Below are 23689 nucleotides of genomic sequence, written 5' to 3'. Positions count from 1 at the left end.
AAAACGTCAATTCAGCGCTGCCAGGGTCGCTTTAAGGGGGAATTGGCATTCCAAAATCGACATCGCGACCGTGCCAGAATGGTCCCCATGAGCCTCGAGCCGACCCCAGCACGCATCGCGCACGCCCTCCGCGAGCAGATCATCACGGGCGAGCTCGCGATGGGGTCGAAGCTCAACGAGCGCGAGATCGCGGAGCGACTCGAGGTATCGCGCATCCCCGTGCGGGAGGCGCTGCCGATCCTCGAGTCCGAGGGGTTCATCACCTCGCAGCCGCGTCGCGGCGCCGTCGTGCACATCCTCACCGTCACCGACGCGATGGAGGTGTTCGACCTACGCCGACAGCTCGAGCCGATGGCCTCCGCCTTCGCCGCCAGGCGGGCGCAGGCCGGTGCCGACGTGGGCCCGATGCTGGCGGCCCTGCAGTCGGCACACGGCGGGTCGATCTCCGACGCCCAGTCGGACGCACCGCCTTCGACGCGCAACTCCGACCTGCACGAGGAGATCATCGCGCTCGCCGACCACGCGCTCCTGCGCCGGGTCACGAAGCTGATGAGCGGACGCGTGCGCTGGCTCTTCCGCCTCACACCGCAGCGCGACACCGCGGCGATGTGGGTCGAGCACCGCGAGATCGTCGACGCGATCGTGGCGGGCCAAGCCGACGTGGCAGAGCTGCTGACGGCCGCTCATGTCGAACGCGGCCGCATCGAGTCCATGCCGCTCCTCGAGGCGCGGCTGCCGAGCGAGGCCCCGGCGACGAAGGTGCGCCGTCGACGCGCTACCCCCGCCCCCGCCCCTGCCGCCGAAAGCTGAGTTGTGGTCGTCAACACCGCCCGGAAGCGACCACAAGTCAGCCCTCGGCGGCAGGGGCGGGGGCGGGGGTGGGGGATGGGGATGGGGGAGGGGATGGGAGGGGGATGATCCCGGAGACGCAAATGACGCGAGACATCTCGAAGATGTCTCGCGTCATGGTGTTGGTGGCGAGTGAGGGATTCGAACCCCCGAATGCTGAGCAGTCTGATTTACAGTCAGATCCCTTTGGCCGCTTGGGTAACTCGCCAGTGCACAGCGCGAAGCGCAAACGTGCAGGCTAGAGACTACCGACTTCCACCCGGTTTGTCGAAACGACCCGACGAACCGCCACGCTCGCGAGATTGTCGGCGGGCCTCGCTACCATGGACGGCATGGCAGATTCCTCGTTTGACGTCGTTAACAAGGTCGACAAGATGGAGGCGGACAACGCCGTCAACCAAGCGCAGAAGGAGCTCGAGACGCGCTACGACTTCAAGGGCGTCGACGCCTCGGTCGATTGGTCTGGCGAGAAGCTCCTCCTCAAGGCCTCCAGTGAAGAGCGCGTGAAGGCGGTGCTCGATGTCCTGCAGACCAAGTTCATCAAGCGCGGCTTCTCGCTGAAGACGCTCGATGTCGGTGAGCCCTACGCCTCCGGCAAGGAGTACCGCATCGAGGCCTCCCTCAAGGAGGGCATCGACCAGCCGAGCGCGAAGAAGCTCACCAAGCTCATCCGCGACGAGGGCCCCAAGGGCGTCAAGGCGCAGATCCAGGGCGACGAGCTCCGCGTCTCCTCGAAGAGCCGCGACGACCTGCAGGCCACCATGGCACTGCTCAAGGCCGCCGACGTCGAGGTCGATCTCCAGTTCGTCAACCGCCGCTAGTGCCACCCGGGGTCGCAGGCGGCCGCGCCGGCTACGACCCGAGCACGGCCGTCGGGGCGCTCATGCCGTGGTACCCGGAACTCGGTCTGACCGGGTTCTGGCTCGGGCTCGTCGCCACCATCTACGTGCTCATCATCGTCACGGCAGTGGTGGTCATCCCCCGCAACCGACGGCCCACGACGGCGCTCGCCTGGATCATCACGATCGTCCTCATCCCCTACGCCGGGGTGATCCTGTTCTTCCTGTTCGGCACCAACCAGCTGCCGACGAGGCGGCGGCGAATGCAGGCGCAGGTCGACGGCATCATCCGCGATGCCACCGACCAGATCGCCCCGGCGGAGCGCGCCATCACGCACCCCTCCTGGTTCGAGCAGGTCACGAAGCTCGGTGAGCACCTCACCGCGATCCCCCTCGCCGACGGCAACCGCCTCGAGCTCCACGGCAGCTACAACCGCTCCATCAGGCGCATGGCCCGGGAGATCGACCAGGCGGAGAGCTACGTCAACGTGCTCTTCTACGCCATGAGCCACGACGACGCCACGGCCCCGTTCTTCGATGCCCTCGAACGCGCCGTGCAACGCGGCGTGAAGGTGCGGGTGCTCTTCGACCACATCGGCTCCATGCGGTACCGGGGCTACAAGAAGATGAAGCAGCGCCTCACCGAGATCGGCGCCGACTGGCACCGCATGCTCTCGCTGTACCCGTGGGAGGGCGGCATGCAGCGCGTCGACCTGCGCAACCACCGCAAGCTCCTCGTCGTCGACGGACGCACCGCGTACCTCGGCTCGCAGAACCTCATCTCCCGCGACTACCACCGTGGCCCCAAGCCCGGCACCGACGCCCTCAGATGGAAAGACCTCATGCTCCGCATGGAGGGCCCCATGGTGACGGGGGTCAACGCCGTCTTCATCTCCGACTGGTACGCCGAGACGGAGGAGCTGCTGACCGACGTCTTCGAGAACGACCCCGTCACTCCCGAGCCCGACGAGGCGGAAGCAGAGATCGAAGCGGGCGACCAGGAGGACGTCTTCCCCTGCCAGCTCGTACCGAGCGGTCCAGGCTACGAGAACGAGAACAACCTCCGCCTCTTCAACCAGCTGCTCTACGCGGCCCGAGAGCGCATCGTCATCGTCAGCCCCTACTTCGTGCCGGACGACTCGCTCATGTACGCCATCACGACGGCCGTGCAGCGAGGGGTGAGCGTCGAGCTCTTCGTCGGCGAGATCGCCGACCAGTTCTTCGTCTTCCACGCGCAGCGCTCCTACTACGAGGCGCTCCTGAGGGCCGGAGTGAAGATCATGCTGTACCGGCGCCCGTACATCCTCCACTCGAAGCACATCACCTTCGACGACTCCGTCACGCTCATCGGCTCCAGCAACATGGACATGCGCTCCTTCACCCTCAACGCCGAGCTCATGCTCATGGTGCACGGCGAGGAGTTCGTGAACCGGATGCGCGAGGTCGAGAACGGGTACCGGCAGCGCAGCTACGAGCTGACCCTCGAGGAGTGGCGGCAGCGACCGATCCTGACGCGCGCGCTCGACAACGTCGCCCGCCTGACGAGCGTCATCCAATAGGAACCCGCTCGAAGTCGCGCTTCTCGATCAAGGCCACCCGGACGATCGAAAGTACCTTCAGCCGACGGCGAGCTCCCCCAGTTTCGCGCCGCGGTCAGAACGACCGATGCGACGCGGCTCAACCGCCGGCTGAAGTCTGTGCCCCGGACTGTTCTCGCCCGGGAATTTCTTCCGCTCTCTGCGTGTACTCCGAGCGTACGAGGTGAACCGTCATTCCGCGATGGGGAGAACTCCCCTCCTCCTCAGATGGGAGTGGAACCCCTATTCACCGCGGGAAATGCGCGTCATCTCCTCGCGGTCCACGACCTTGATCCGCTCGCGACCAGCCGCTTCGCCGAGCGCGAGCTCGTGTGCATCCAGACGACGCCAGCCCTCGAGGTCAGTGAACCGCACATCACGTGACTCGAGGAGCTCGACGACGGAGGCTTCGCTCGGGTCGGTCGGAGTCCACCAGTTGCCCTGGTCGGCGACGAGGTGCGTGACGGTCTCGAGCGCATCCGACTTGGTGTGCCCGATGAGGCCGATGGGGCCGCGCTTGATCCACCCGGTCGCGTACATGCCGTTGACCTGCTGGTTGTCGTCGTCCCACACCTGACCCTCATGGTTCGGGATGACGCCGTGGTGCTCGTCGAAGGGAACCCCGGGAAGCGGCGAGCCGAAGTACCCGATGGCCCGGTAGACGGCCTGCACCGGGTGCTCGATGAACTCCCCAGTGCCCCGCACGCCACCCTCGGCGTCGGGCTCCGTGCGCTCGATGCGGATCGCGCGCACACGCTCGCCATCTGGCCCATCCTCGGTGAGCACCGCATCCGGCTTCGAGTAGAAGTGAAGGTGCAGGCGCCGCGATGCGGTGAGCTCGCGCTCGCCCCGCCACTTGCCCATGATCCGGCCGATCACCATGAGCTGCTTGTTGGTCTTGGCGAGCTCGGCCGCGGCTGGGTCGCGATCGAAGTCGTCCTCGTCGACGATGATGTCGACGTCAGGGATCTCCCCGAGCTCGCGCAGCTCCAGGGGCGTGAACTTCACCTGGGCGGGCCCTCGACGCCCGAACACGTGCACATCGGTCACGGGGCTCGCCTCCAGCCCGTCGACGACGTTCTGCGGCACCTCGGTGGACAGGAGGTCCTTGGGGTGCTTCGCGAGCATGCGGGCCACGTCGAGCGCGACGTTGCCGTTCCCGATGACGGCGACCTCCCGCGCCGCGAGCGGCCAGGTGCGCGGCACGTCGGGGTGCCCGTCGTACCAGTTCACGAAGTCGGCTGCCCCGAAGCTGCCGTGGGCGTCGATGCCGGGAATGTCGAGGGAGGCGTCGCGGATGGCCCCGGTCGAGAAGATCACCGCGTGGTAGTGCTGCTTGAGGTCGTCGAGTGTGATGTCCTTGCCGAACTCGACCCCACCGAAGACCCGCATGACACCCGACTCGAGCACCTCGCGGAGGGCGTTGATGATCCCCTTGATGCGGGGGTGGTCAGGGGCCACGCCGTACCGGACGAGTCCGTACGGCGCCGGCAGCTTGTCGAACAGGTCGATCGAGAGATCGAACTGCCGCTCCATCTTCTGCAGGATGTCTGCCGCGTAGATCCCGGCTGGTCCTGCGCCGACGATGGCAAGGCGGAGCGTGGTCACATGTCCTCCAGAGAAGGGGTCAGGGGGTGAGCTGTCTCGCGAACAGCTCGGTCAGCGGTCGCGGCTGACGACCTCCGCGGCGAAGCGCTCGAGGGCGTTCTTCGCGGGGCCGGCCTTGACCGGCCGCAGCGCCTCGACGGCGAGCGTCACCCAGTTCTGGGCCTCGTCGACCGTCAGCTGCGTCACGCGGTGCTCGCGGAGCTCGCGGATGATGCCCGAGATCTCCTCCTCGCTCGCGCGAGTCTCCTCGGGCTGCTCGTTGACGCCGGCGACCCTGGACCGGATGCGTTCCAGCAGGTCGCGGCTCGCCTCGTCGGTCGCGGCCTGGCGCTCGAGCAGCAGCACAGGCAGCGTCTCGACGCCGGCTCGCAGATCCGTGCCGGCCAGCTTCCCCGTCGCGTCCGGGTTCTGCTGCAGGTCGATGACGTCGTCGGCGAGCTGGAAGGCGACGCCGACGCGCTCACCGTACTCGGCGAGCGCCGAGACGACGGATTCCGGTGCGCCGGACACGATCGCGCCGAACTGGGCTGCAGCGGAGATGAGGGAGCCGGTCTTGTCCGCGAGGACCCCGACGTAGTGGTCGATACGGTCCACATCCGCGGCCGGCCCTGTCGTCTCGCGCATCTGGCCGAGCACGAGCCGCTCGAAGATCGTCGCCTGCAGGCGAACGGCGCGCAGGCCGAGCTCCGAGAAGAGGAGGCTCGAGCGGGCGAACAGCAGGTCACCGGCGAGGATCGCGATGGAGTTGCCCCACTGCAGGTGCGCGGCAGCGACGCCTCGACGCAGCTCCGCCTCGTCCATGACGTCGTCGTGGTACAGCGAGGCGAGGTGGGTGAGCTCGACCGCGGCAGCCGCGGTGATGACCTCGTCCGAACCGGGGGTGTCGCCGAACTGCGAGGCGAGCACGGTGAGCATGGGACGCAGGCGCTTGCCGCCGGCGTTGAGGAGGTATCGGGCGGTGACGTCGGCGATTTCGTCGGCGTACTGGACTTCGTCGCGGAGGCGGGTCTCGACCGCGGCCAATCCGGCGTCGAGGCGCTCGCGCAGCACGTCGGAGTTCGGACCGTCGAAGAGGTCGTCGGTTCCGCCCGGCACCACAGTGCTTCGCGCCTTCCGGCGCTGTTCGGTCTTGGGGAGCTCCACGCTCATGTCTCCTGGTGGTTCAGGTTCTCCGCTCGAGGGGGTGCCCTCGGGCGGACTTGGTTGGGGGTTCAGGCCGGCGCCCTGCCGGTGCCTGCTGGCTTGCTGCTCCCTAGCTCGGGACGCTGCCGGAGTCGGCGAGCGGGACGAATCCCTTGTGCAGGGCGACCACACCGGCGGTGAGGTTGCGGTACTTGACCCGCTCGAAGCCCGCCTCGCGCAGCCAGGACGCCAGCTCACGCTGTGCGGGCCAGGCGATGATCGACTCGTTCAGGTAGGTGTACGCCTCGGGGTCGCTGCTCACGAGCTTCACGATGGTCGGCATCGCGATCTGCATGTACGCGCGGTATCCCGTGCGGATGAGGGCCTGCGGCGGCGTGGAGAACTCGGCGATGACGAGGCGCCCGCCCGGCTTCGTGACGCGCAGCATCTCCTGGAGCGCGACCTTCGGCTGCTGCACGTTGCGCAGGCCGAAGCTCACCGTCGACGCGTCGAAGGTGTTGTCGTCGAAGGGAAGCTTGGTGGCGTCGCCCTGCACGAAGTCGATGTTCGGGTTCGCGCCGTGGATGCGCTTGCCCTCCTCGATCATGCCCGCGGAGAAGTCGAGGGCGGTGACCTTGGCGCCCGCGTCGGCGAGGACCTTGCTGACCGTGCCCGTCCCCGCTGCGACGTCGAGGATCTTCTCGCCGGGCTGCGGGGCGATGGCGTGCCGCGTCTGCACGCGCCAACGCGCTGCGTTGCCCATGCTCAAGATGTCGTTCGTCTCGTCGTATTTCTTGGAAACACGGTCGAACATCGACGACACTTGCTCGGGTCGCTTGTTCAGGTCGGCTTTTGTCACCAGATCATCCTACGTTGCGGCGCACGTCTCGCCCTGGCCGTGTTCCAGTGGATTGCTGGGGATAGTCTTGCCGTCGTGCCAGCTGTGATCCTTCCCCGCCTGCGCGCACGGACGATCGAGGTCCCCGATCCGGGCGATCTCCTCCGTTTCGCGTCGTCGACCTCCCCCCTCGTGTGGCTTCGTCAGGGCGATGGAGTCGTCGCGACGGGGAGCGCGTGGCGCGGCGAGTTCACAGGTGCGACGCGAATCCCGGACTCCGCCGCCGCCTGGCGGGATGTCGTCGGGGCGGCCGAGATCGACGATGTCGCCCAGGTGACGGGCTCTGGCCTCATCGCGTTCGGCGCGTTCGCGTTCGCCGCCGAGTCGGGGGCGCGCAGCGTCCTCGAGGTTCCCGAGCTCGTCGTGGGGCGTCGAGGTGCGCGGTGCTTCGTGACGGCGATCACCGCCGACGGCTCGACTCCGGAGCCGCGCCTCCCCGACGCTGCACCTCTCGGCGACATCGACGCCGCGGCGACGCTCACGGACGGCCTGATGTCCGGCGACGAGCACCGGCGCGCCATCGACCGAGCCCTCGACCTCATCCACACCGGTCACCTCTCGAAGGTCGTGCTGGCGCGCGAGCAGCGCGGCTCCCTCCCGGAGGGCGCCGACCGCCGCCGCCTGCTCGCGAGGCTCGCCTCCGCGTATCCGGAGTGCTGGACCTACGCCGTCGACGGACTCACGGGCACGAGCCCGGAGACGCTCGTGCGTGTGCTCGAGCGGCAGGTCTCGGCGCGGGTGCTCGCCGGTACGGCACCCCGCGGCAGCGACGAGGAAGCAGACGCGCGGGCCGAGGCGAGGCTGCGGCACAGCGAGAAGAACCTGGCAGAGCACCGCTTCGCCGTCGAGAGCGCGCTCACCTCGCTCGCGACCCTCGACACGCACGACGACCCGGGCACGGGCCTGACGAGCAGCCGCGTCCCCTTCACCCTCAAGCTCCCGAACCTGTGGCATCTCGCGAGCGATATCCGCGGCACCCTGCCTGCGGGAGTGACGGTGCTCGATCTCGTGGATGCGCTCCACCCGACGGCGGCCGTCGGCGGCACCCCGACACCCACGGCCCTTGACGCGATCCTCGCCCTCGAGCCGTTCGACCGACAGCGCTATGCCGGCCCAGTGGGCTGGGTGGGCGCTGGCGGGGACGGCGAGTGGGCCGTCGCCCTGCGCGGAGCCGAGATCGACGCGAACGGGTCGATCACGGCGTACGCGGGCGGCGGCATCGTGGCGTCCTCGGACGCCTCGGACGAGTACCGGGAGACGCAGCTGAAGTTCCGCCCCATCGTGGAAGCGCTCCGCGGCGACAGCACCGGCGGGCCGAACGAGGAGGACTCGCGATGACAGAGGCACCCAACAGCAACGCGGCCCTCGGCCGCACGGAGCTCCCTGAACTCGACCGCGCCGCGGCCGCCGCGATGTGGGACGCCTACCGCGCCGCCAACCCCGGTGCCGCCGCCGCCGCGCCCGAGTACTCGGTCGAGAACTTCGGCGACAGCGTCGAGCTCGCCGATGAGCTGCTTGCGCTGGTGACGCACGGACCGAAGCGCGCTACCGCCGCGCTCGTCGAGGAGTTCGCCGAGGAGGGCGAGATGCTGCCCCGCATCGGATCGCACTGGATCGCGTGCGATGGCCGAGGCAGGCCCGTCGTCGTCATCCGCAGCACGGAGCTGCGCGTCGGCCCCTTCGACAGCGTCGACGAGGCCTTCGCCTACGACGAGGGCGAAGACGACCGGAGCCTCGAGAGCTGGCGCCGGGAGCACCAGCGCTACTGGGAACGCACCCGGGCCGCGGTCGGTCGCGAGTTCACGCCGCAGCACGAGGTCGTCTTCGAGCGGTTCGGCGTCGTCTGGCCGCCCGAGCTCGCAGACTGAGCTACGCGCTCTCGGCGAGACGCCGCTTCTCGGCCTCGACGTCGAAATCGGCGGCGGGCCACTGCAGGTCGAAGCCACGCAGCGCATCGAGCAGCAGGCCCTTCACCACGAGGCGGGAGAACCACTTGCGATCGGCGGGCACGCAGTACCAGGGCGAGGTCTCCGTCGATGTGCGCTGCAGCGCGATCTCGTAGGCCTCCTGGTACTGGTCCCAGAGCAGGCGCTCGTCGATGTCTCCCGGGTTGAACTTCCAGTGCTTGTCCGGGCGCTCGAGCCGTTCCGCGAGGCGCGCGCCCTGCTCCCCCTTCGAGATGTGCAGCATGACCTTGATGAGCTTCGTTCCGGATGCGGCGAGCTCGTTCTCGAAGTCGACGATGGCGCCGTAGCGGCGCTCGATCTCCTCCGGCGGCGCGAAGGAGCGGACCCGCTGGATGAGCACGTCCTCGTAGTGGGAGCGGTCGAAGACGCCGATCTTGCCGGCGGCGGGCAGCTGCTTGCGGACGCGCACGAGGAAGTCCTGCTCGCGTTCCTCGGCGGTGGGCGCCTTGAATGAGGCGATCTGCACGCCCTGCGGGTCGACGCCACCGATGACGTGACGCACGATTCCGCCCTTGCCGGACGTGTCCATGCCCTGCAGGAGCAGCAGCACGGACGGCGCCTCGAGACCCGCTCGCGAGTTCGCGAACATGCGCTCCTGCAGCTCCGCGATCTCGTCGTCGTGCTCGGTGAACAGGGTGGCGGCGTCGGCTTTCCTGCCGGTGAATCCAGGCGTCGAGCGGGGGTCGAGCGCACCCAGATCGAAGTTCTCATCGACGCGCAGCACTGCAGCGTCTTCGGTGGTGAAGTGAGGCATGAGGACAGGCTAACGCCACCCGCCGACGCTATGCTCTGCTCGCGCGAACAGCTTTCGCGACGGAGCGGAAGCGGCGCCCAGCAGAGGAGAAGCACATGGGCATCGAGAACATCACCGGCAAGGCGCAGGAGTTCCTCAAGGACCCGCGAGTCACCGAGGCGCTCAAGAGCGAGAAGGCCGAGGACATCAGCGACAAGATCCTCGACGGCGTCGCGAACGCCGCCCAGAAGGCGACCGGCGACAAGTTCACCGATCAGATCAAGGGCGCACGCGACGCGGCGGACAAGCAGGTCGGCAACCAGTAGCCCGATGCCGCAGCGCCGCCGCCGCTCGGAGCGGCGGCGCTACTCCCCGACGCGGGGAACGGCGATCGTGCCGGTCTGCGGATGCGTGGTCGGCATCCGGTCGCGCGCGTACGTGATGCTCGAGTACCCGTGCGGCACGGGGTGCCCGTCATCGCCGAGGCTCACGAACACGATCTTCTCGATCGAGAGGATCGTGCGCCGTGTGATCATGTTGCGCACGACGGCGCGCATCGTCATCGACGTGCGACCGAAGTGCGTCGCCACGAGCCCCATCTCGATGAGGTCGCCCTGCTGCGCGGACGCCTCGAAGTTGATCTCCGAGATGTACTTGGTGACGCAGCGGTAGTTGCCGAGCTGGATGATCGCGTAGATCGCGGCCTCTTCGTCGATCCACCGCAGCAGGCTCCCGCCGAAGAGGGTGCCGTTCGCGTTCAGGTCCTCCGGTCGCACCCACTTGCGGGTGTGGAAGTTCATGTCTCCCTCGGCGGCGGCGCGCGTCTCGGGGTTGGGGGATGTAGGGGCCATCGTTCCTCCGCTGCTCAGGCCGGACAGTGCACGGCAAGCATATGTCCTGACATTTGACTCAGCCTCGCTGCAGAGGCACCTCGATGAGGACGCGCTCGTGCTCCCGAGAGACGAGCGCGCGCTCCAGCTCGGCACGTGTCTCGACGCGCAGGTAGCTCCAGCCGTAGGCCCTCGCGAGCGACTCGAGGTCGACCGCGGTCGGCGTGTACAGCACCCGTGCGTGCGCGGCGGAGGCGGCCGTGCGAGCCACCTCGAGATCGTCGAAGATCGTGCCCCCGCCGTCGTTGCCGACGATGAGCTGCACGCGGGGCGACCACTCGCCACCCTGTCCGATGAGCAGCGAAGAGGCGTCGTGGAGGAAGGTGAGGTCGCCGATGAGCGCACGTGTCACGCCACCCTGGGCTGAGACGGGGCCAGCGAGCTGGCTTCCAACGGCGACGCCGAGCGTCGTCGCGACGGTGCCGTCAATGCCGGCGAGTCCCCGATTCGAGTGCACTCGCACGGGCTTGCCCGGCACGTGGACATCGAGCACCCTGATGAGGGTGGATGCGCCGAGCACAAGCCGGTCGTGAGGCCAGGTGGCGCTCCAGACGGCCTCGACCAGCATCCGCCTGTCGACCTTCATACGCGCGACGGCGAGTTCCTGCCTGGCGAATCGGCTCCGCACGGCCTTGTCGCTCGATCTCGACGCCTCGAAGTCGGGCGCTGGCGGCTGCTCCGCTGAGGCCGTGACGATCTCCCGACTCGCGAGCACCCACTCGCGCAGCCAGGAGCGCGACTCGGCCCGGGACTCGGCGTCGCCCGCGGAGACGGGATGCACGCGCACGGCCTCGACGTGCGCAGCGACGGCGCGGCCGGGGTTGTATGGCTCGCCGCCCGTCGAGCCGACGACGACGGCGTGCACTCCCTCGCGGGCGATGAGCTGGGGAATCTCGCGGCTGAGCGTCGGATGCCCGAACACGAGGACCCGCGTGACAGCATCCCGGAGATCCGGCCGAGGGGAGCTCGCGCCGAGGAGCTGTCGGTACGCGAGCACGAGGTTGCGGCCGTAGCGCGAGCCGCTCGACGCCTCGGCGATGAGCGGCCAGCCGCCGGCGTGGGCGACCTCCTCGGCCACCGGGCCGGCGCCAGCCCCGGCGATGACCAGCGTGCGCTGCCACTCGGCCGCGTCGACGTCGAGGACGTCATCCGCATCGCTGGCCTGGCTGACCTCGGCGACGCGGTCGCCGCCGGGAGCTTCGCCCGGGTCGACGCCCTCGGCCCAGGCTTCGAGCGATGGGACGGCGACGCTCAGCGGGTCGCGGAAGGCGAGGTTCAGCTGCAGCGGTCCGGTCGTGGATGCGGCGCGCAGCGCGAGGCGCTCGGCCTCCGCCGACTCCGCGGGTGCACCCGTCGGCGCATCCACCGCCTCGTGCACGATGTTGGGCCCGAAGATCCCGGGCTGCGTCGTGGCCTGGTTCGCCCCGATGCCGAGCAGCTCCTCCGGCCGGTCTGCGGTGACCGCGACCAGGGGGACCCCGGCGTGGAACGCCTCGAGCATTGCGGGGAGCAGGTTGGCGACGGCGGTCCCCGAGGTGGTGATGACGGGCACCGTGCGGGCGGTCTCAGCGGCCAGACCGAGGGCGAAGAAGCCGGCCGAGCGCTCGTCGATGCGCACGTGCAGGCGAACGGCGCCGATTCGCTCGAGCTCGGCCGCCACGAGGGCGAGGGCCTGCGAGCGCGAGCCGGGGCAGACCACCAGATCGGTGACGCCGAAGCGGACGAGGGAGCCCAGGAATTCCAGGCTGAAGTCGACCGCCGGGTTGCCGGTGCGCGGCATGCTCGCCCCGGGTGCAGGCGCACGCGACTCAGCGCCCACTGTGGGGCGCTGGGAGTTGGAGGCTTCGGTGTGGGCGTGCCGCTCAGGCACGGGGCGACCCGTCGCCCTGAGTCCAGTCGTCTTTATGCTCGATGGGCTCTTCGTGCTCGCCAGGCTCGTCGTCGTTGGCTGCCGGCTTCTCGTGGCCCTTGCGGGACTTCTTGCCGCCAGACTCTGGCTTCGTGGACTTGTCCGACTTCTCGCCGGAGGACGCCTCGTCGTTCGCGTCTTCGAGGGCCGTCGCGACGCCACCCTCCGAGACCGGGCCAGTGGGGGCCGCGGCCGGGAAGTCGACGTCGTCGAGAGCCTGCAGCTCCTCCTCGAGCTTGCGGATGCGCTCATCGCTGTCGGACTCGATGCCGATCGAGCGCAGGAACGTCTCGTCGTCGTCCGGGGTGGTCTGCACCGGCTTCGCGGCTGCCGCGTTGCCGCGGACCTTGCCGAAGAAGAGCCAGAGGAGCGGACCGACGACGGGGACCAACAGCACGACGACGACCCAGACGGGCTTCGGGAGTGCGCGCGTGCGCTTTGCGTCCGTCATCGCGCAATCGACCACGGCGAAGATCGTCACCGCGACGACGATGACTGCGGCAGTAATGAGGAGGCGAGACATGGTCCCCCGAGGATACGCGACTTGCCTCCGCCCGAGCTGGTGATGCCTTCGCCCTCCGCGAACCGCGCTCGGCGCGAGTACTGGGCGGACACCGGGCGTTCAGGGAGTCGGTGAGGCGCGCATCCGCCTCGCTCGTAGAATTGCGGGATGAACTCGAAGCGCGCCTGGCTCGTCTACTCCGTCATCAGACTGCTCGCGTTCGCGATTCCGTTCGCGGTTGTCATGCTGGCCCTGCCTGCCTGGCAGTGGAGCTGGCTCGCGGGAGCTCTTGTCGGTGCCATCATCAGCGCCTGCATCTCGGTGATCTTCCTGCGCGGCACCCGCCAGAAGATGGGCGACGACCTGCAGCGCCTCAGCGAGCGCAAGGACGCGCGCACCGCTGACGACAAGCTCGAGGACGCGGCCCTCGACGGCGAAGCGGGCCCCACTTCGACCGCCGCTGCCAAGCCAGAAGTCGACGCAGCTCCAGACGCAGACGCAGACGCAGACGCAGACGCAGACGAGCTCACCGCACCCGAGCAGGCGGACGCCTCAGCTCACGCCGACGAGCCGGACGCTCCCGAGAGCACCCGACCGAGCGTCGGCTAGCGCACGTACCCGCTGAAGACGATGCCGAGGCCGAGCAGCAGGGCGTAGGCCAGCGTCGCGAAGCTCGTCAGCATCAGGGCGAGGATGAGCTCGCGCGGCTTGCGGGCCGTAGACGCGATGAGCACGGCCGGGGCCGCCAGCAGCAGGGCGAAGAAGGTGAAGACCGCGTTGCGGTACGCGATGGCGAAGAAGATCGCGAGGACAAACGGTGCAAGCGTGAAGACGCCGAACAGCCACCGCGACACGACCGGACCGACGAGCACGGCAAGCGTGCGCTTGCTCGCGAGACGGTCCTGCTCGATATCGCGGATGTTGTTGACCATGAGCACCGCGCACGCGAAGAGGCCGATCGCCGTCGCCATGATCCACACGTTCGTGGAGACGCTCCCGATCTGCACGAACGTCGTGCCCGCGGTCGCCACGAGACCGAAGAAGACGAACACGAACACCTCGCCGAGGCCCGCGTAGCCGTACGGACGCTTGCCGCCCGTGTAGTACCAGGCGGCGACGATCGCGGCGGCGCCGACGGCGAGCAGCCACCAGTGCCCCGAGGTCACCACCAGGAAGAGGCCGGCGAGGGCGCCGAGGCCGAAGAAGATGAACGCGACGAGCCTCACGCGCTTCGGCTCGACCAGGCCGGAGCCGGTGAGCCTGGCGGGGCCGACCCGGAACGCGTCGGTGCCGCGGATGCCGTCGGAGTAGTCGTTGGCGTAGTTCACGCCGATCTGCAGGCACAGCGCAACCGCAAGGCAGGCGAGGGCGCGGACCCAGTGGTACTGGCCGGGCTCGCCGTCGACGATGGCACCGGCCGTGCCGAGCAGCACCGGGGCGATCGCCAACGGGAGCGTCCGCAGACGTGCACCCGCGATCCAGGCGCGCGCATCCAGCTTGCGCACCTCCCTCGCCTTCGGCCGTGGCCGCTGCGTGGGGTTCGCCTGCTGCTGCTTCCGCTGTCTGTTCTTCTGTTTCTGCGCCACGGAGCGATTCTAGAGGGCGGTGCAGACCCGCATCCCTGCGACGACGGCTGGCGCACCCCAGAAGCGAGCTCCTCAGCCCGTTCCCCGGTCAGCATCACGGTGGCACTATGAGACCACCACCCCCGTCCCGATCGACATCCGCTCGACAGGAGAACCATGACTGCCCGATCACGCGTGCGCGCGGCCGCCATCAGCGCTGCGGCCGCAGGCATCGTGCTGCTCGCCGCTCCCGGCGCCCTCGCGACGCCCCTCGGCGATCCGGCGGTGAACGGAGGCACCCCGGCGCGCGCGTACGTTGCGCTGGGCGACTCGTACTCCTCGGGCTTCGGGCTCGTGCCGTTCAGCGAGGAGCCCGCCCCTGGCTGCTTCCAGGCACTCGCGAACTACCCGCACCGCATCGCCGACTCGCTCGGCCTGGCCCTCGACGACCGCACGTGCAGCGGCGCCGTCACCGCCGACATCCGCGATGCCGAGCAGGTCACCGCGTCCGGCGCGAGCGCACCGGTGCAGTCGGCGAGCCTCTCCGCAACGACCGAGATCGTCACCCTGTCGATCGGCGGCAACGACCTCGAGTTCTCGGATATCGCCGCTTCCTGCGTCGCCGCGAGCTCCCTCGGCCCCCTCGTCGCCGACCAGACCGTCCCCAACTGCCGATCGCAGTACGTCGTCGACGGAGGGGGTGTCGAGGTCGACGCCCTGAAGGACCGCATCGACTCGCTCATCGCCCCCGCGCTGGCCTCGACGTTCGCTCTCATCGCCGAGAAGGCTCCAAACGCCGACATCGTCGTCGTCGGATACCCCGCCATCACACCCGACCCCACGAACACTCCGGTCGGTGGATGCTTCTCCCCCGCCTTCACCTCGGCGGGCTACCCGGAGAACTCCTTCCCGTTCACCGACGTCGACACCGCGTACCTGCACGAGACGGAAGTCCACCTCGACGAGGCCATACAGACGGCGGCCGAGGCGAGCGGCGCCACCTTCATCTCCACATTGAAGGCGACTTCCGCGCACTCCGCATGCTCGACCACGGAGCCCTACATGAGCGGTATCACGCTGGAACCCGGTGAGGGAGGATCGACCACGCCAGGCGCATCTCTCAAGCTCGGCGCGCTCCACCCCAACGAGGCGGGCGTCGCCTACCTCGCCGAGACCGTCGGGGCGGAGCTGCAGGCGCTCCTCGAGCCGGGCACGCCCGAGACGACGACGCCCACGCCGACGCCGACAGCGACCGCCACCGAGCAGCCGACGGCCACAGCCGCGACCACGGCCACACCCGCAGCACCACTCGTCGTCGCCGGTGTGCTGGTCCTCGTCGGAGCCGGCATCGCCACGACGATCATCCTCCGCCGCCGCTCGGCCGCAGCCAGACGCCCACCGGAGCACGACCCCGAGGCCTGACACTGCCCGCAGGGTTGATCGGCAGCCCGGCGCTCAGCCCTCGCCGACTCCGCGGGCGAGCCCCGCGACCAGGCGCTCCAGCGATCGGCGGTCGGGCTTCCCGCTGGGCAGGTACGGGATGCGCCGTGCAAGCACGAGCAGCGCCGGGCGAGCCGCGCGGCCAGCGGCCGCCGTCGCCTCGCGAACAGAGCGCCAGCGCTCGTCGCCCGCGAGGGCACGTGCGTCCAGCAACGTCGCCTCGGCACCGGGCGGGGGGCCGTCAGGTGCCCAGCCGGAAGCCTCCACGACAAGCGCGGGCACCTGCCCCCACTCCTCGGACGGCGCGGGGACGACAACCGCGTCGGTGAGGCCGTGCAGCTGGCGCACGATGCCCTCGACCCGGTCGAGGAGCACCTTCTCACCCCCGGAGACGATGACGTTGTCGAGGCGTCCGGTTACCACGAGCCGCTCTCGGCCCGTGGTCTCATCGCGCTCGAGGCGTCCGCCGTCGCTCGTTCGATACCAGCGCTCGCCGCCATCCTCGATGAAGGCCTCCGCCGTGCGGCGCGGGTCGCCAAGGTAGCCGGCCGCGAGCACGGGACCGGCCAGCTGCACCTCACCGTCGCGGATGCGGATCCGCACCCCGTCGAGCGGCTCACCGTTGTAGAGACTCCCGCCGCTCGTCTCGCTCGACCCGTAGCTCGTCGCGACGTTCCAGCCGAGCGCCTCGGCCCGCGAGCGAAGCACGGGCGGCAGCGACTGCCCGCCAACGAGAATGGCATCGAAGCGAGCAACCACGTCCGCGATCGCAGAAGACGCATCGAGCAGGCGCGCCAGCTGAGCGGGCACCAGCGAGACGTAGCGCCGGTCGGCGGTGAGCTCCGCGGCGGCGCGCGCGAACCCGTCAGCCGTGAAGTGGTCATCGCCCAGCACGACGGGCTCCGTGCCGGCCAGGATCGACCGCATGAGCACCTGCGCGCCCGCCACGTAGGAGGCCGGCAGGGTCAGCAGCCACTGGCGAGTGGGCTCAGCTGCGCGCGCCCTCCCGAACAGCAGGTCGAAGCGCGCGTACGTCGCCGCGGCGGATGCGCGCAGCGCGTCTGCGGTGAGCATCACGCGCTTGGGCTCCGCCGTCGACCCGCTCGTCTCGATCACCAGCACGACGCCCTCCGGCACGGCGCCGAGCGCCTCGCCGGCCAGGCCGAACTCGCCTGACGCCAGCGCGCCTGCGGGCGGCTGCGTGGGCAGCACGGCAGGACCTGCACCGCTCAGCGCGCTCCGGAGCGCGGACGTGACCGCGGACGTGTCACTCGCATCCACGCGGACCAGCGGACGCGCGCCGCCGCTCCCGGGCTCAGCACCCACGTCGAAGCCCCCGCCCCAACGAGGCGCCAGGGATCCGCGACGTCAGAACTGCCACGGGAACGGCGACCAGTCGGGTTCGCGCTTCTCGAGGAACGAATCCCGCCCCTCGACGGCCTCATCCGTGCCGTAGGCCAGGCGGGTCGCCTCGCCGGCGAACACCTGCTGCCCGACAAGCCCGTCGTCGACCGCGTTGAAGGCGAACTTCAGCATGCGGATGGCCGTGGGCGACTTCGTCAGGATCGTCTCCGCCATGCGAACAGCCTCGACCTCGAGCTCCGCGTGCGGCACGACCCGGTTGACGGTGCCCATCTCCATGGCGCGCTCCGCCGAGTACTCCTCGGCGAGGAAGAACACCTCGCGCGCGAACTTCTGCCCGACCTGCTTCGCGAAGTACGCGGAGCCGTAGCCGGCGTCGAACGACCCGACGTCCGCGTCCGTCTGCTTGAACTTCGCGTGCTCGCGCGACGCGATCGACAGGTCGCACACCACGTGCAGCGAATGCCCGCCCCCAGCGGCCCACCCGGGAACGACCGCGATGACCACCTTCGGCATGAAGCGGATGAGCCGCTGCACCTCGAGGATGTGCAGCCGACCGTTGCGGGCCGAGTCGATGGTGTCGCGCGTCTCCCCGTCGGCGTACTTGTAGCCGTCGCGACCCCGGATGCGCTGGTCGCCGCCCGAGCAGAACGCCCACCCGCCGTCCTTCGGGCTCGGGCCGTTGCCCGTGAGCAGCACCACGCCGATGCGCGGGTTCATGCGCGCATCGTCGAGGGCGCGCGCGAGCTCATCGACCGTCTGCGGGCGGAACGCGTTGCGCACCTCTGGCCGGTTGAAGGCGACGCGGGCGATGCGGCCCGTCAGATCCTGGTGGTAGGTGAGGTCGGTGAGCTCCTCGAAGCCCGGGACGGTGCGCCAGCGCTCGGCGTCGAAGAGTTCGGAGACGAAGGCAGTCATGCCATAACGCTATCCGACGAGCGGGCAGGGTCCTGCGGGGCGTGCACCCGCCGAGTCCGGGCCTCCGAGCGTGGCGCCGCTACCAGAGGGGCGGCGCGACGGGGAGGGTGCCGCCGTTCGCCATCAGCTGGATGATCGTGTTGCCGACCAGCCACGCGGGGGGTGCCCCGAACGGCAGTCCGAGGATGATCGCGAAGATCGCCGCACCCCTGGCGCTGTTGAAGATGATTCCCCAGAGGGCCATCGCGATCGTCAGGAAGCCCGCGATGCCGGCCGTGAGCAGCCACATCTCGATCTCGAACTTGCGGTCGATGCCGAACAGGTTCGAGGCGTAGAAGAAGACGAAGACGTCGGCGAGCACCGTGATGAGCACCCCGAGGAGCGCCCAGTGGCCGGCCGACCAGCGGCGCGGGTTGAAGGCGATCTCGTACCAGGTGCGCTGCACGAGCGAGCCGTGCCGATACTGCGGCTTCCCGTACCCGAGCCTGCCACTGCCGCCCGTCGAGGCGACCCGTTGGGGGCGGTGCCCTCCAGAGCCGGAGCTGACGAGGGCGTCACCGAAGTCCTCGTCGGCCGGCGGAGGGCTGAAGCGAGGTGCGGGGCTGGAGAGGTTCGTAGACATAGGAGTTTGCGTCCGGCATGACCGATCGATGCCTCAGCCTAGCGCGATCCGCGCCGAACGTCCCCAGCCGGTGAGACCTTCCCGGGACCGCGCGAGACAATGGCGGCATGCAGCTGCCCGAGATCGACGAGCTCCTCGACCGCACGCACATCGTGACGCTTCCCCTCGTGACCCGGTTCCGAGGGGTGGATGCACGCGAGGTGGCGATCATCCGCGGCACCGTCGCGTGGAGCGAGTTCTCGCCGTTCCTCGAGTACGGCGATGCGGAAGCCGCGAACTGGCTGCGCGCCGCGATCGAGTTCGGCTTCGATGAGACCCTCGAGCGTCACGCGGAGGGCGAGATCTGGGTCAACGCGACCGTGCCCGCCGTCGGGGAAGCCGCGCTCGACGGCGTGCTCGCGCGCTTCGACGGCTGCCGAACGGCCAAGGTCAAGGTCGCCGAGCGAGGGCAGACGCTCGCCGACGACATCACCCGGGTGGCCGGCGTGCGCGAGCGCCTCGGCGCAGATGCGCGGCTGCGCGTCGACGCGAACGGCGGCTGGTCGGTCGATGACGCCGTCACCGCTCTCCGGGCACTGGCCCGCTTCGGCCTGGAGTACGCGGAGCAGCCCTGCGCGACGACCGCCGAGCTCGGCGAGCTCAGGGGCCGCCTGCGGGACGCGGGCATCGAGGTGCCCATCGCCGCCGACGAGTCCATCAGGAAGGCCGATGACCCCCTGGAGGTCGCGCGCCTCGGCGCGGCTGACGTGGTCGTCGTGAAGATGCAGCCCCTCGGCGGGATCCGCCGCGCGGTCGACATCGTCGCGTCGGCGGGGCTTCCCGCGACCGTGTCGAGCGCCCTCGACTCCTCGGTCGGCATCGCGATGGGAGCACAGCTCGCCGCAGCCCTGCCAGCGCCTCGCCACGACGCGGGCCTCGGAACGGCGTCGCTGCTCGCGGAGGATGTCGTGATCGAGCCGCTCCGCCCGCGCGCCGGGCGCATCCCGCTCGCCCCCGTCACGGTCGACGAAGCCGCGCTCAAGCGGCTCGCCTCCCCTGCCGAACGGCAGGAATGGTGGAGGGAACGGCTCCGCCGCTGCCATGCCCTCCTCGCCGGAGGGTCTGCTCAGATCCCCGAGTAGGCGTGCAGTCCCTTGAAGAACACGTTGACGACGCCGAAGTTGAACATGACCGTCGCGAAGCCCGCGATGGCAAGCCACGCCGACGGCGTTCCGCGCCAGCCACGCGTGGCACGAGCGTGGATGTAGCCCGCGTAGACCACCCAGATGATGAAGGTCCACACTTCCTTGGTGTCCCAGCCCCAGTAGCGGCCCCAGGCGCGCTCAGCCCAGACGGCCCCCGCCATGAGGGTGAAGGTCCAGAGGATGAAGCCGATGATGTTGATGCGGTAGGCGAGGTTCTCGAGGCGCACCGCGTCTGGCAGCGCCGAGAGGAGCTTGAGCTTCGTGGGCAGACCGGCACGCACGCGCGCAACTCGACGAGTCTGCAGGAGCTGCGCGGCGCTGAGGCCCGCGCCGATCGCGAGGCAGCCGGTCGCGAGCGACGCGACGAACACGTGGATGACGAGCCACACCGACTGCAGGGCGGGAGCAAGCGGCACGACATCGACGTAGAAGCCGAGCGTGGCGATGCCAAGCGTGATGACGGTGAAGCCGGTGATGAAGGTGCCGAGGAAGCGCACGTCGGCCCAGAAGCGGGCGAGGAGGAAGACGAGCACGATGAGGAGCGTCGAGGTCATGGAGAACTCGAACATGTTCGACCACGGCACCCGGTCAGCGGCGATGCCGCGGAGGGTGGTCGCCGCGAGGTGCACGACGAACGCGGCGATGGTCAGCCACATCGCGATGCGCAGCGACGGCGTCGCGCGGGTGTCGCGCCAGGCGTCGCCCGACTCGGTGCGCGTGGACGCGAGAGACACCGAGCTCGCGGGGTCCTCCGTCGTGTAGCTGGCCGGCTCGGACACGTCGCGGTCTGCCGCGACGCCGTCATGCGCGGCTGCTCCTGCCGGGGCTGCCGCGCCGACGAGCGCATTGCGGCGCGCGGCGGTCGCTCCGACCGCCGACTGCCGTTCGGAGCGTTCGGCTGCGCGTGCGCTGCGACCGGCCAGGTCCATGGCGAAGGCGATGAACGCGATCGAGTACACCGCCATCGCGACGTAGAGGAGCAGGTTCGACCAGCTGGACAGCGTTTCGATCATGGAGCTTCCTGAGTGGGAGAAGAGGCGAGCGCCGCGCCTTGGCTGCCGGCGCCAGATGGTGAGCTTTGGGTGGCCTCGGGGCCTTGAGGTGCCCCGGCGGCGCGGGCCGGCGACGCAGGTTCCGCTAAGCCTACGATTTTTCTCGTGTGGGCGTCGAGGAGATCATTGACCGAGGCAGCCAGCTGCGGGTCGTCTCCACGTGCGAGGCCTGCGTACTCGACGAGCACGGTGCCGTCGGAGCGGGTCGTGGCTTTCACCCAGAGGCGGCGCCTCGGCACGAGCAGTGACGTGAAGAGGCCGCCGATGATGAGGATCGCGAAGATGAGCACCGGTATCTGCGTCGGGTCCTCGTGCACGTCGAAGGACGCGTAGCGAGGAACCTCGCCGAGCTCGATCGTGCCGAGGCCGTTCGGCAGCTCGGCGGTCTCACCCGGCCGGAGCTCGATGGGCTTGAAGTCGAGGTCGCGAGCCGCGATGGGCGTGAGCGTATCCGTGTCGAGCGTGTACACGGACCTCGGGACCCCGTCGTCGAGACCCAGGTCACCCGAGTAGACGTTCAGGGTCAGCATCGGGTCGCGGAGGTCGGGATGGTTCGAGGTGAGCGCACCCGACTCGAGTTCGACCGCTGAGGGGTAGAAGAAGCCGAGCATGCCGATCTGCTCGTCGAGCCCATCCGGGACCTTCACGACGCCCATGGAGGTCAGGAAGGCGTCCTGCGGAAGGAACGGGACGAAGTCGGAGAAGACCTCGTTGCCGTCCGGGTCGCGCACCGTGATCTCGGGGGCGTAGCCGTTGCCGAGGAGGTAGCTGTCGGTACCGGCGAAGCGAAGCGGGTCGTTGACGCGCACCGTCTCGGTCTTCGGCTCGCCGCCCGGAGTGTTGACGGTGACGTTCGCCGCGTAGTCGGTGGCCTGCCCGATGGCGTTCTGGTTCTCCTCCTCGTACGTGATGTCGAAGGAGTCGAGACGCATCGAGAACGGCGCGAGCACGTCTGGCGTGAAGAATCGTCCCGGGTTGAACGACGAGTAGCTGACGAGGCCGTTCACGAACGTCTGGCCCTCGACGAGCACACGCTGCCCGGACCAGGTGAAGCCGCCGCCGATACCGACGGCCACGATGATGCCGACCATGGCCGAGTGGAAGACCAGGTTGCCCGTCTCCCGCAGGTAGCCGCGCTCCGCGGACACGGAGATGCCGCGCTTGCCCTCATCGAAGATGACGGTGCGGTACTTCTTGTCGCGCAGCAGCTTGGCGGCCTCGTCGATGACGGCGCCGCGCTTCGGGTCGAGCGACGAGTCGAGGACCTGCGTGGAGTAGGCGTCGAGCCGCGAGAGGCGCGCGGGAGTCTTCGGCGGCTTGGAGCGCAGCGCATCCCAGTGGTGCTTGATGCGCGGGATGATGCAGCCGATGAGCGAGACGAAGAGCAGCAGGTAGATCGCCGTGAACCACGGGGAGCTGTACACGTCGAACATGCCGATGTCGTCGAGGAACGGGGCGATGTCCGGGTACGTGTCCTGGTAGACGATGACCCCGTTGGGGTCGCTCGAGCGCTGCGGCACCAGCGAGCCGGGCACGGCGGCGATGGCGAGCAGCAGCAGGAGGAGCAGCGCGGTGCGCATGCTCGTGAGCTGACGCCAGGCAGTGCGGAGCCAGGCGACGAGCGCGGATGCGCGGCCGGGCTTCTTGATGTCGCCCGGCTTGTTCGGCATGCTCGCGCGCGCGGCGCCCGATGCGGTCTTCTTCGGTTCGCGGTCGCGGGCTTCGAAGCCGTCTTTTCCCGCGTCGAAGTGGTCAGAGGGCCGGGACATAGCCGCCGATCGTCGCCGCGAACGTGGACATGAAGTGCTGCCAGACGCCGATCACCATGAGGAATCCGATGAGGATGAGGATGCCGCCGCCGACGAGGTTGATGGTGCGGATGTGCTTGCGCACCCAGTTGATGCCCGTCGTCACGCGGCCGATGCCGAGCGCCACGAGGACAAACGGGAGGCCGAGGCCGATGCAGTAGAAGAACGCGAGGAGCGCTCCGCGGCCGGGGGAGGCGAACTGGTAGCTGAGGGAGTTGATCGCGATGAGCGTCGGCCCGAGGCACGGAGCCCATCCGACGCCGAAGACGATGCCGAGAAGGGGCGCTCCGAGCAGGCCGGACGGCGCGAACTTCATGCGCGCGGTGCGCTGCATGAACGACACCTGGCCGATGAACACGACGCCCATGACGATGACGACGACGCCGAGCACCCGCATGATGACGCGCTGGTACTCCATGAGCCAGAATCCGAGCAGCCCGGAGGCCGCGCCGGAGAGGACGTAGACGACGGTGAAGCCGAGCACGAACAGCGTCGCGCCGAACGCGACTCGGCCGCGTCCGGTCGTGAGTCGAGCGAGCAGGCCCCGCTTCGCTTCGGGCTGGTCGGCGGGTCGCGATGCGCGTGAGGAGGACTCGGCTGCGGCTGCGGGACCCGAGTCCGCTCCGACGCTCTGGCGAGCGGGGACCTTGGCCGGCGCATCCTGTGCCACTGCGCCGACGAGCCCGAGGTAGCCGGGCACGACCGGCAGCACGCACGGGGAGGCGAAGGAGATGAGGCCGGCCAGGACGGCGAGCGGGATCGCGAGGAAGAGCTGGCCGCTCACGATCGTCTCGCCCACCGCGCTGCCGGGGGCGATCGCCGTCAGCGCGGAGGAGGCGAGCAG

23 protein-coding genes and 1 tRNA gene are annotated in these 23689 nt (G+C 69.3%); 9 read left to right on the top strand and 15 right to left on the bottom strand.

The window, feature by feature from the left end; all coding sequences use genetic code 11:
- Positions 1-87 precede the first annotated feature (87 nt).
- On the top strand, positions 88-810 hold the full coding sequence (locus tag C5E07_RS15855) for a GntR family transcriptional regulator (protein WP_181058087.1): 723 nt from the start codon (positions 88-90) through the stop codon (positions 808-810).
- A gap of 162 nt (positions 811-972) precedes the next feature.
- Here C5E07_RS15855 and C5E07_RS15850 read toward each other — a convergent pair.
- Positions 973-1057: transfer RNA gene (locus tag C5E07_RS15850), tRNA-Tyr, on the bottom strand.
- 124 nt (positions 1058-1181) lie between these two features.
- On the opposite strand from C5E07_RS15850, the gene C5E07_RS15845 reads away from it, so the two are divergent.
- Complete coding sequence (locus C5E07_RS15845; RefSeq protein WP_104300664.1) at positions 1182-1670, top strand: YajQ family cyclic di-GMP-binding protein; 489 nt, start codon at positions 1182-1184, stop codon at positions 1668-1670.
- Between the two features lie 62 nt (positions 1671-1732).
- Positions 1733-3247 (top strand): cardiolipin synthase, encoded by a 1515-nt coding sequence (cls, locus tag C5E07_RS15840; RefSeq protein WP_104300661.1) that lies wholly within the window; start codon positions 1733-1735, stop codon positions 3245-3247.
- Positions 3248-3508: 261 nt separating this feature from the next.
- On the opposite strand, the gene C5E07_RS15835 is transcribed toward cls, so the two are convergent.
- The 3 genes from C5E07_RS15835 to C5E07_RS15825 form a co-directional block, all read right to left on the bottom strand.
- Entirely contained in the window at positions 3509-4873 is a 1365-nt protein-coding gene (locus C5E07_RS15835) for an FAD-dependent oxidoreductase (protein WP_104300495.1), read from the bottom strand.
- Between the two features lie 51 nt (positions 4874-4924).
- Complete coding sequence (locus C5E07_RS15830) at positions 4925-6022, bottom strand: polyprenyl synthetase family protein (RefSeq protein ID WP_104243415.1); 1098 nt, start codon at positions 6020-6022, stop codon at positions 4925-4927.
- Positions 6023-6125: 103 nt separating this feature from the next.
- Positions 6126-6854, bottom strand: coding sequence for a class I SAM-dependent methyltransferase (locus C5E07_RS15825; protein WP_104243417.1), 729 nt, complete (start codon positions 6852-6854; stop codon positions 6126-6128).
- A 75-nt stretch (positions 6855-6929) separates the two neighbouring features.
- Between C5E07_RS15825 and C5E07_RS15820 the strand changes: the two genes are divergently transcribed.
- Entirely contained in the window at positions 6930-8231 is a 1302-nt protein-coding gene (locus C5E07_RS15820; RefSeq protein ID WP_308471376.1) for an isochorismate synthase, read from the top strand.
- On the top strand, positions 8228-8761 hold the full coding sequence (locus C5E07_RS15815; RefSeq protein WP_258063988.1) for an ASCH domain-containing protein: 534 nt from the start codon (positions 8228-8230) through the stop codon (positions 8759-8761). Before C5E07_RS15820 ends, C5E07_RS15815 begins: the two co-directional genes overlap by 4 nt.
- A 1-nt stretch (position 8762) precedes the next feature.
- Here C5E07_RS15815 and C5E07_RS15810 read toward each other — a convergent pair whose 3' ends face one another.
- Positions 8763-9614, bottom strand: coding sequence for a PPK2 family polyphosphate kinase (locus C5E07_RS15810; protein WP_104300493.1), 852 nt, complete (start codon positions 9612-9614; stop codon positions 8763-8765).
- A gap of 95 nt (positions 9615-9709) precedes the next feature.
- On the opposite strand from C5E07_RS15810, the gene C5E07_RS15805 reads away from it, so the two are divergent.
- A complete protein-coding gene (locus tag C5E07_RS15805; RefSeq protein ID WP_104243421.1) occupies positions 9710-9919 on the top strand; it encodes an Rv0909 family putative TA system antitoxin in 210 nt (69 codons plus the stop codon).
- 39 nt (positions 9920-9958) lie between these two features.
- Here the strand turns inward: C5E07_RS15805 and C5E07_RS15800 are convergent, their stop codons facing one another.
- Genes C5E07_RS15800 through C5E07_RS15790 form a run of 3 tightly spaced genes read right to left on the bottom strand, consistent with a single transcriptional unit; the run spans position 9959 to position 12915 of the window.
- Positions 9959-10444 carry an acyl-CoA thioesterase gene (locus C5E07_RS15800; protein WP_104243423.1) on the bottom strand — a complete coding sequence of 162 codons (486 nt, stop codon included), beginning with the start codon at positions 10442-10444 and terminating at the stop codon, positions 9959-9961.
- A 58-nt stretch (positions 10445-10502) separates the two neighbouring features.
- Positions 10503-12353, bottom strand: coding sequence for a 2-succinyl-5-enolpyruvyl-6-hydroxy-3-cyclohexene-1-carboxylic-acid synthase (gene menD, locus C5E07_RS15795; protein ID WP_308471375.1), 1851 nt, complete (start codon positions 12351-12353; stop codon positions 10503-10505).
- The gene (locus tag C5E07_RS15790; RefSeq protein ID WP_104243427.1) at positions 12346-12915 is read right to left on the bottom strand and encodes a PLDc N-terminal domain-containing protein; all 570 of its coding nucleotides are present in this window, start codon (positions 12913-12915) and stop codon (positions 12346-12348) included. Before C5E07_RS15790 ends, menD begins: the two co-directional genes overlap by 8 nt.
- Before the next feature lie 147 nt (positions 12916-13062).
- On the opposite strand from C5E07_RS15790, the gene C5E07_RS15785 reads away from it, so the two are divergent.
- Positions 13063-13503, top strand: a complete 441-nt coding sequence (locus C5E07_RS15785; RefSeq protein WP_104300489.1) for a DUF4229 domain-containing protein — start codon at positions 13063-13065, stop codon at positions 13501-13503.
- Here C5E07_RS15785 and C5E07_RS15780 read toward each other — a convergent pair.
- Positions 13500-14480 (bottom strand): 1,4-dihydroxy-2-naphthoate polyprenyltransferase, encoded by a 981-nt coding sequence (locus C5E07_RS15780; RefSeq protein WP_104300487.1) that lies wholly within the window; start codon positions 14478-14480, stop codon positions 13500-13502. The genes C5E07_RS15785 and C5E07_RS15780 overlap by 4 nt on opposite strands.
- Positions 14481-14636: 156 nt before the next feature.
- Between C5E07_RS15780 and C5E07_RS15775 the strand changes: the two genes are divergently transcribed.
- Positions 14637-15881 carry an SGNH/GDSL hydrolase family protein gene (locus C5E07_RS15775; RefSeq protein WP_104300484.1) on the top strand — a complete coding sequence of 415 codons (1245 nt, stop codon included), beginning with the start codon at positions 14637-14639 and terminating at the stop codon, positions 15879-15881.
- Positions 15882-15914: 33 nt separating this feature from the next.
- On the opposite strand, the gene C5E07_RS15770 is transcribed toward C5E07_RS15775, so the two are convergent.
- The 3 genes from C5E07_RS15770 to C5E07_RS15760 all read right to left on the bottom strand — a co-directional run bounded on the left by C5E07_RS15770 (position 15915) and on the right by C5E07_RS15760 (position 18801).
- The gene (locus tag C5E07_RS15770) at positions 15915-17225 is read right to left on the bottom strand and encodes an AMP-binding protein (protein ID WP_258063987.1); all 1311 of its coding nucleotides are present in this window, start codon (positions 17223-17225) and stop codon (positions 15915-15917) included.
- A gap of 42 nt (positions 17226-17267) precedes the next feature.
- The gene (locus tag C5E07_RS15765; RefSeq protein ID WP_104243435.1) at positions 17268-18179 is read right to left on the bottom strand and encodes a 1,4-dihydroxy-2-naphthoyl-CoA synthase; all 912 of its coding nucleotides are present in this window, start codon (positions 18177-18179) and stop codon (positions 17268-17270) included.
- 79 nt (positions 18180-18258) lie between these two features.
- Positions 18259-18801 (bottom strand): hypothetical protein, encoded by a 543-nt coding sequence (locus tag C5E07_RS15760; RefSeq protein ID WP_104300482.1) that lies wholly within the window; start codon positions 18799-18801, stop codon positions 18259-18261.
- Positions 18802-18908: 107 nt separating this feature from the next.
- Between C5E07_RS15760 and C5E07_RS15755 the strand changes: the two genes are divergently transcribed.
- Positions 18909-19922, top strand: a complete 1014-nt coding sequence (locus C5E07_RS15755; RefSeq protein WP_104243439.1) for an o-succinylbenzoate synthase — start codon at positions 18909-18911, stop codon at positions 19920-19922.
- Here C5E07_RS15755 and ccsB read toward each other — a convergent pair.
- The 3 genes from ccsB to C5E07_RS15740 are packed head-to-tail and all read right to left on the bottom strand — an operon-like array spanning position 19907 to position 23644.
- Positions 19907-20998 (bottom strand): c-type cytochrome biogenesis protein CcsB, encoded by a 1092-nt coding sequence (ccsB, locus tag C5E07_RS15750; protein ID WP_104300480.1) that lies wholly within the window; start codon positions 20996-20998, stop codon positions 19907-19909. The genes C5E07_RS15755 and ccsB overlap by 16 nt on opposite strands.
- Positions 20995-22806: a cytochrome c biogenesis protein ResB gene (locus tag C5E07_RS15745; protein WP_104300478.1), complete on the bottom strand. Its 1812-nt coding sequence runs from the start codon at positions 22804-22806 to the stop codon at positions 20995-20997. The genes ccsB and C5E07_RS15745 overlap by 4 nt, the downstream gene beginning before the upstream one ends.
- Entirely contained in the window at positions 22790-23644 is an 855-nt protein-coding gene (locus C5E07_RS15740) for a cytochrome c biogenesis CcdA family protein (protein ID WP_104300653.1), read from the bottom strand. The genes C5E07_RS15745 and C5E07_RS15740 overlap by 17 nt, the downstream gene beginning before the upstream one ends.
- Positions 23645-23689 lie beyond the last annotated feature (45 nt).

The sequence above is a fragment of the Pseudoclavibacter sp. RFBJ3 genome (assembly GCF_002931375.1).
Taxonomy (GTDB): Bacteria; Actinomycetota; Actinomycetes; order Actinomycetales; family Microbacteriaceae; genus Pseudoclavibacter.
The sequence above is the reverse complement of the archived record's forward strand: the minus strand, read 5'-3'. Positions and strand labels throughout refer to the sequence as shown.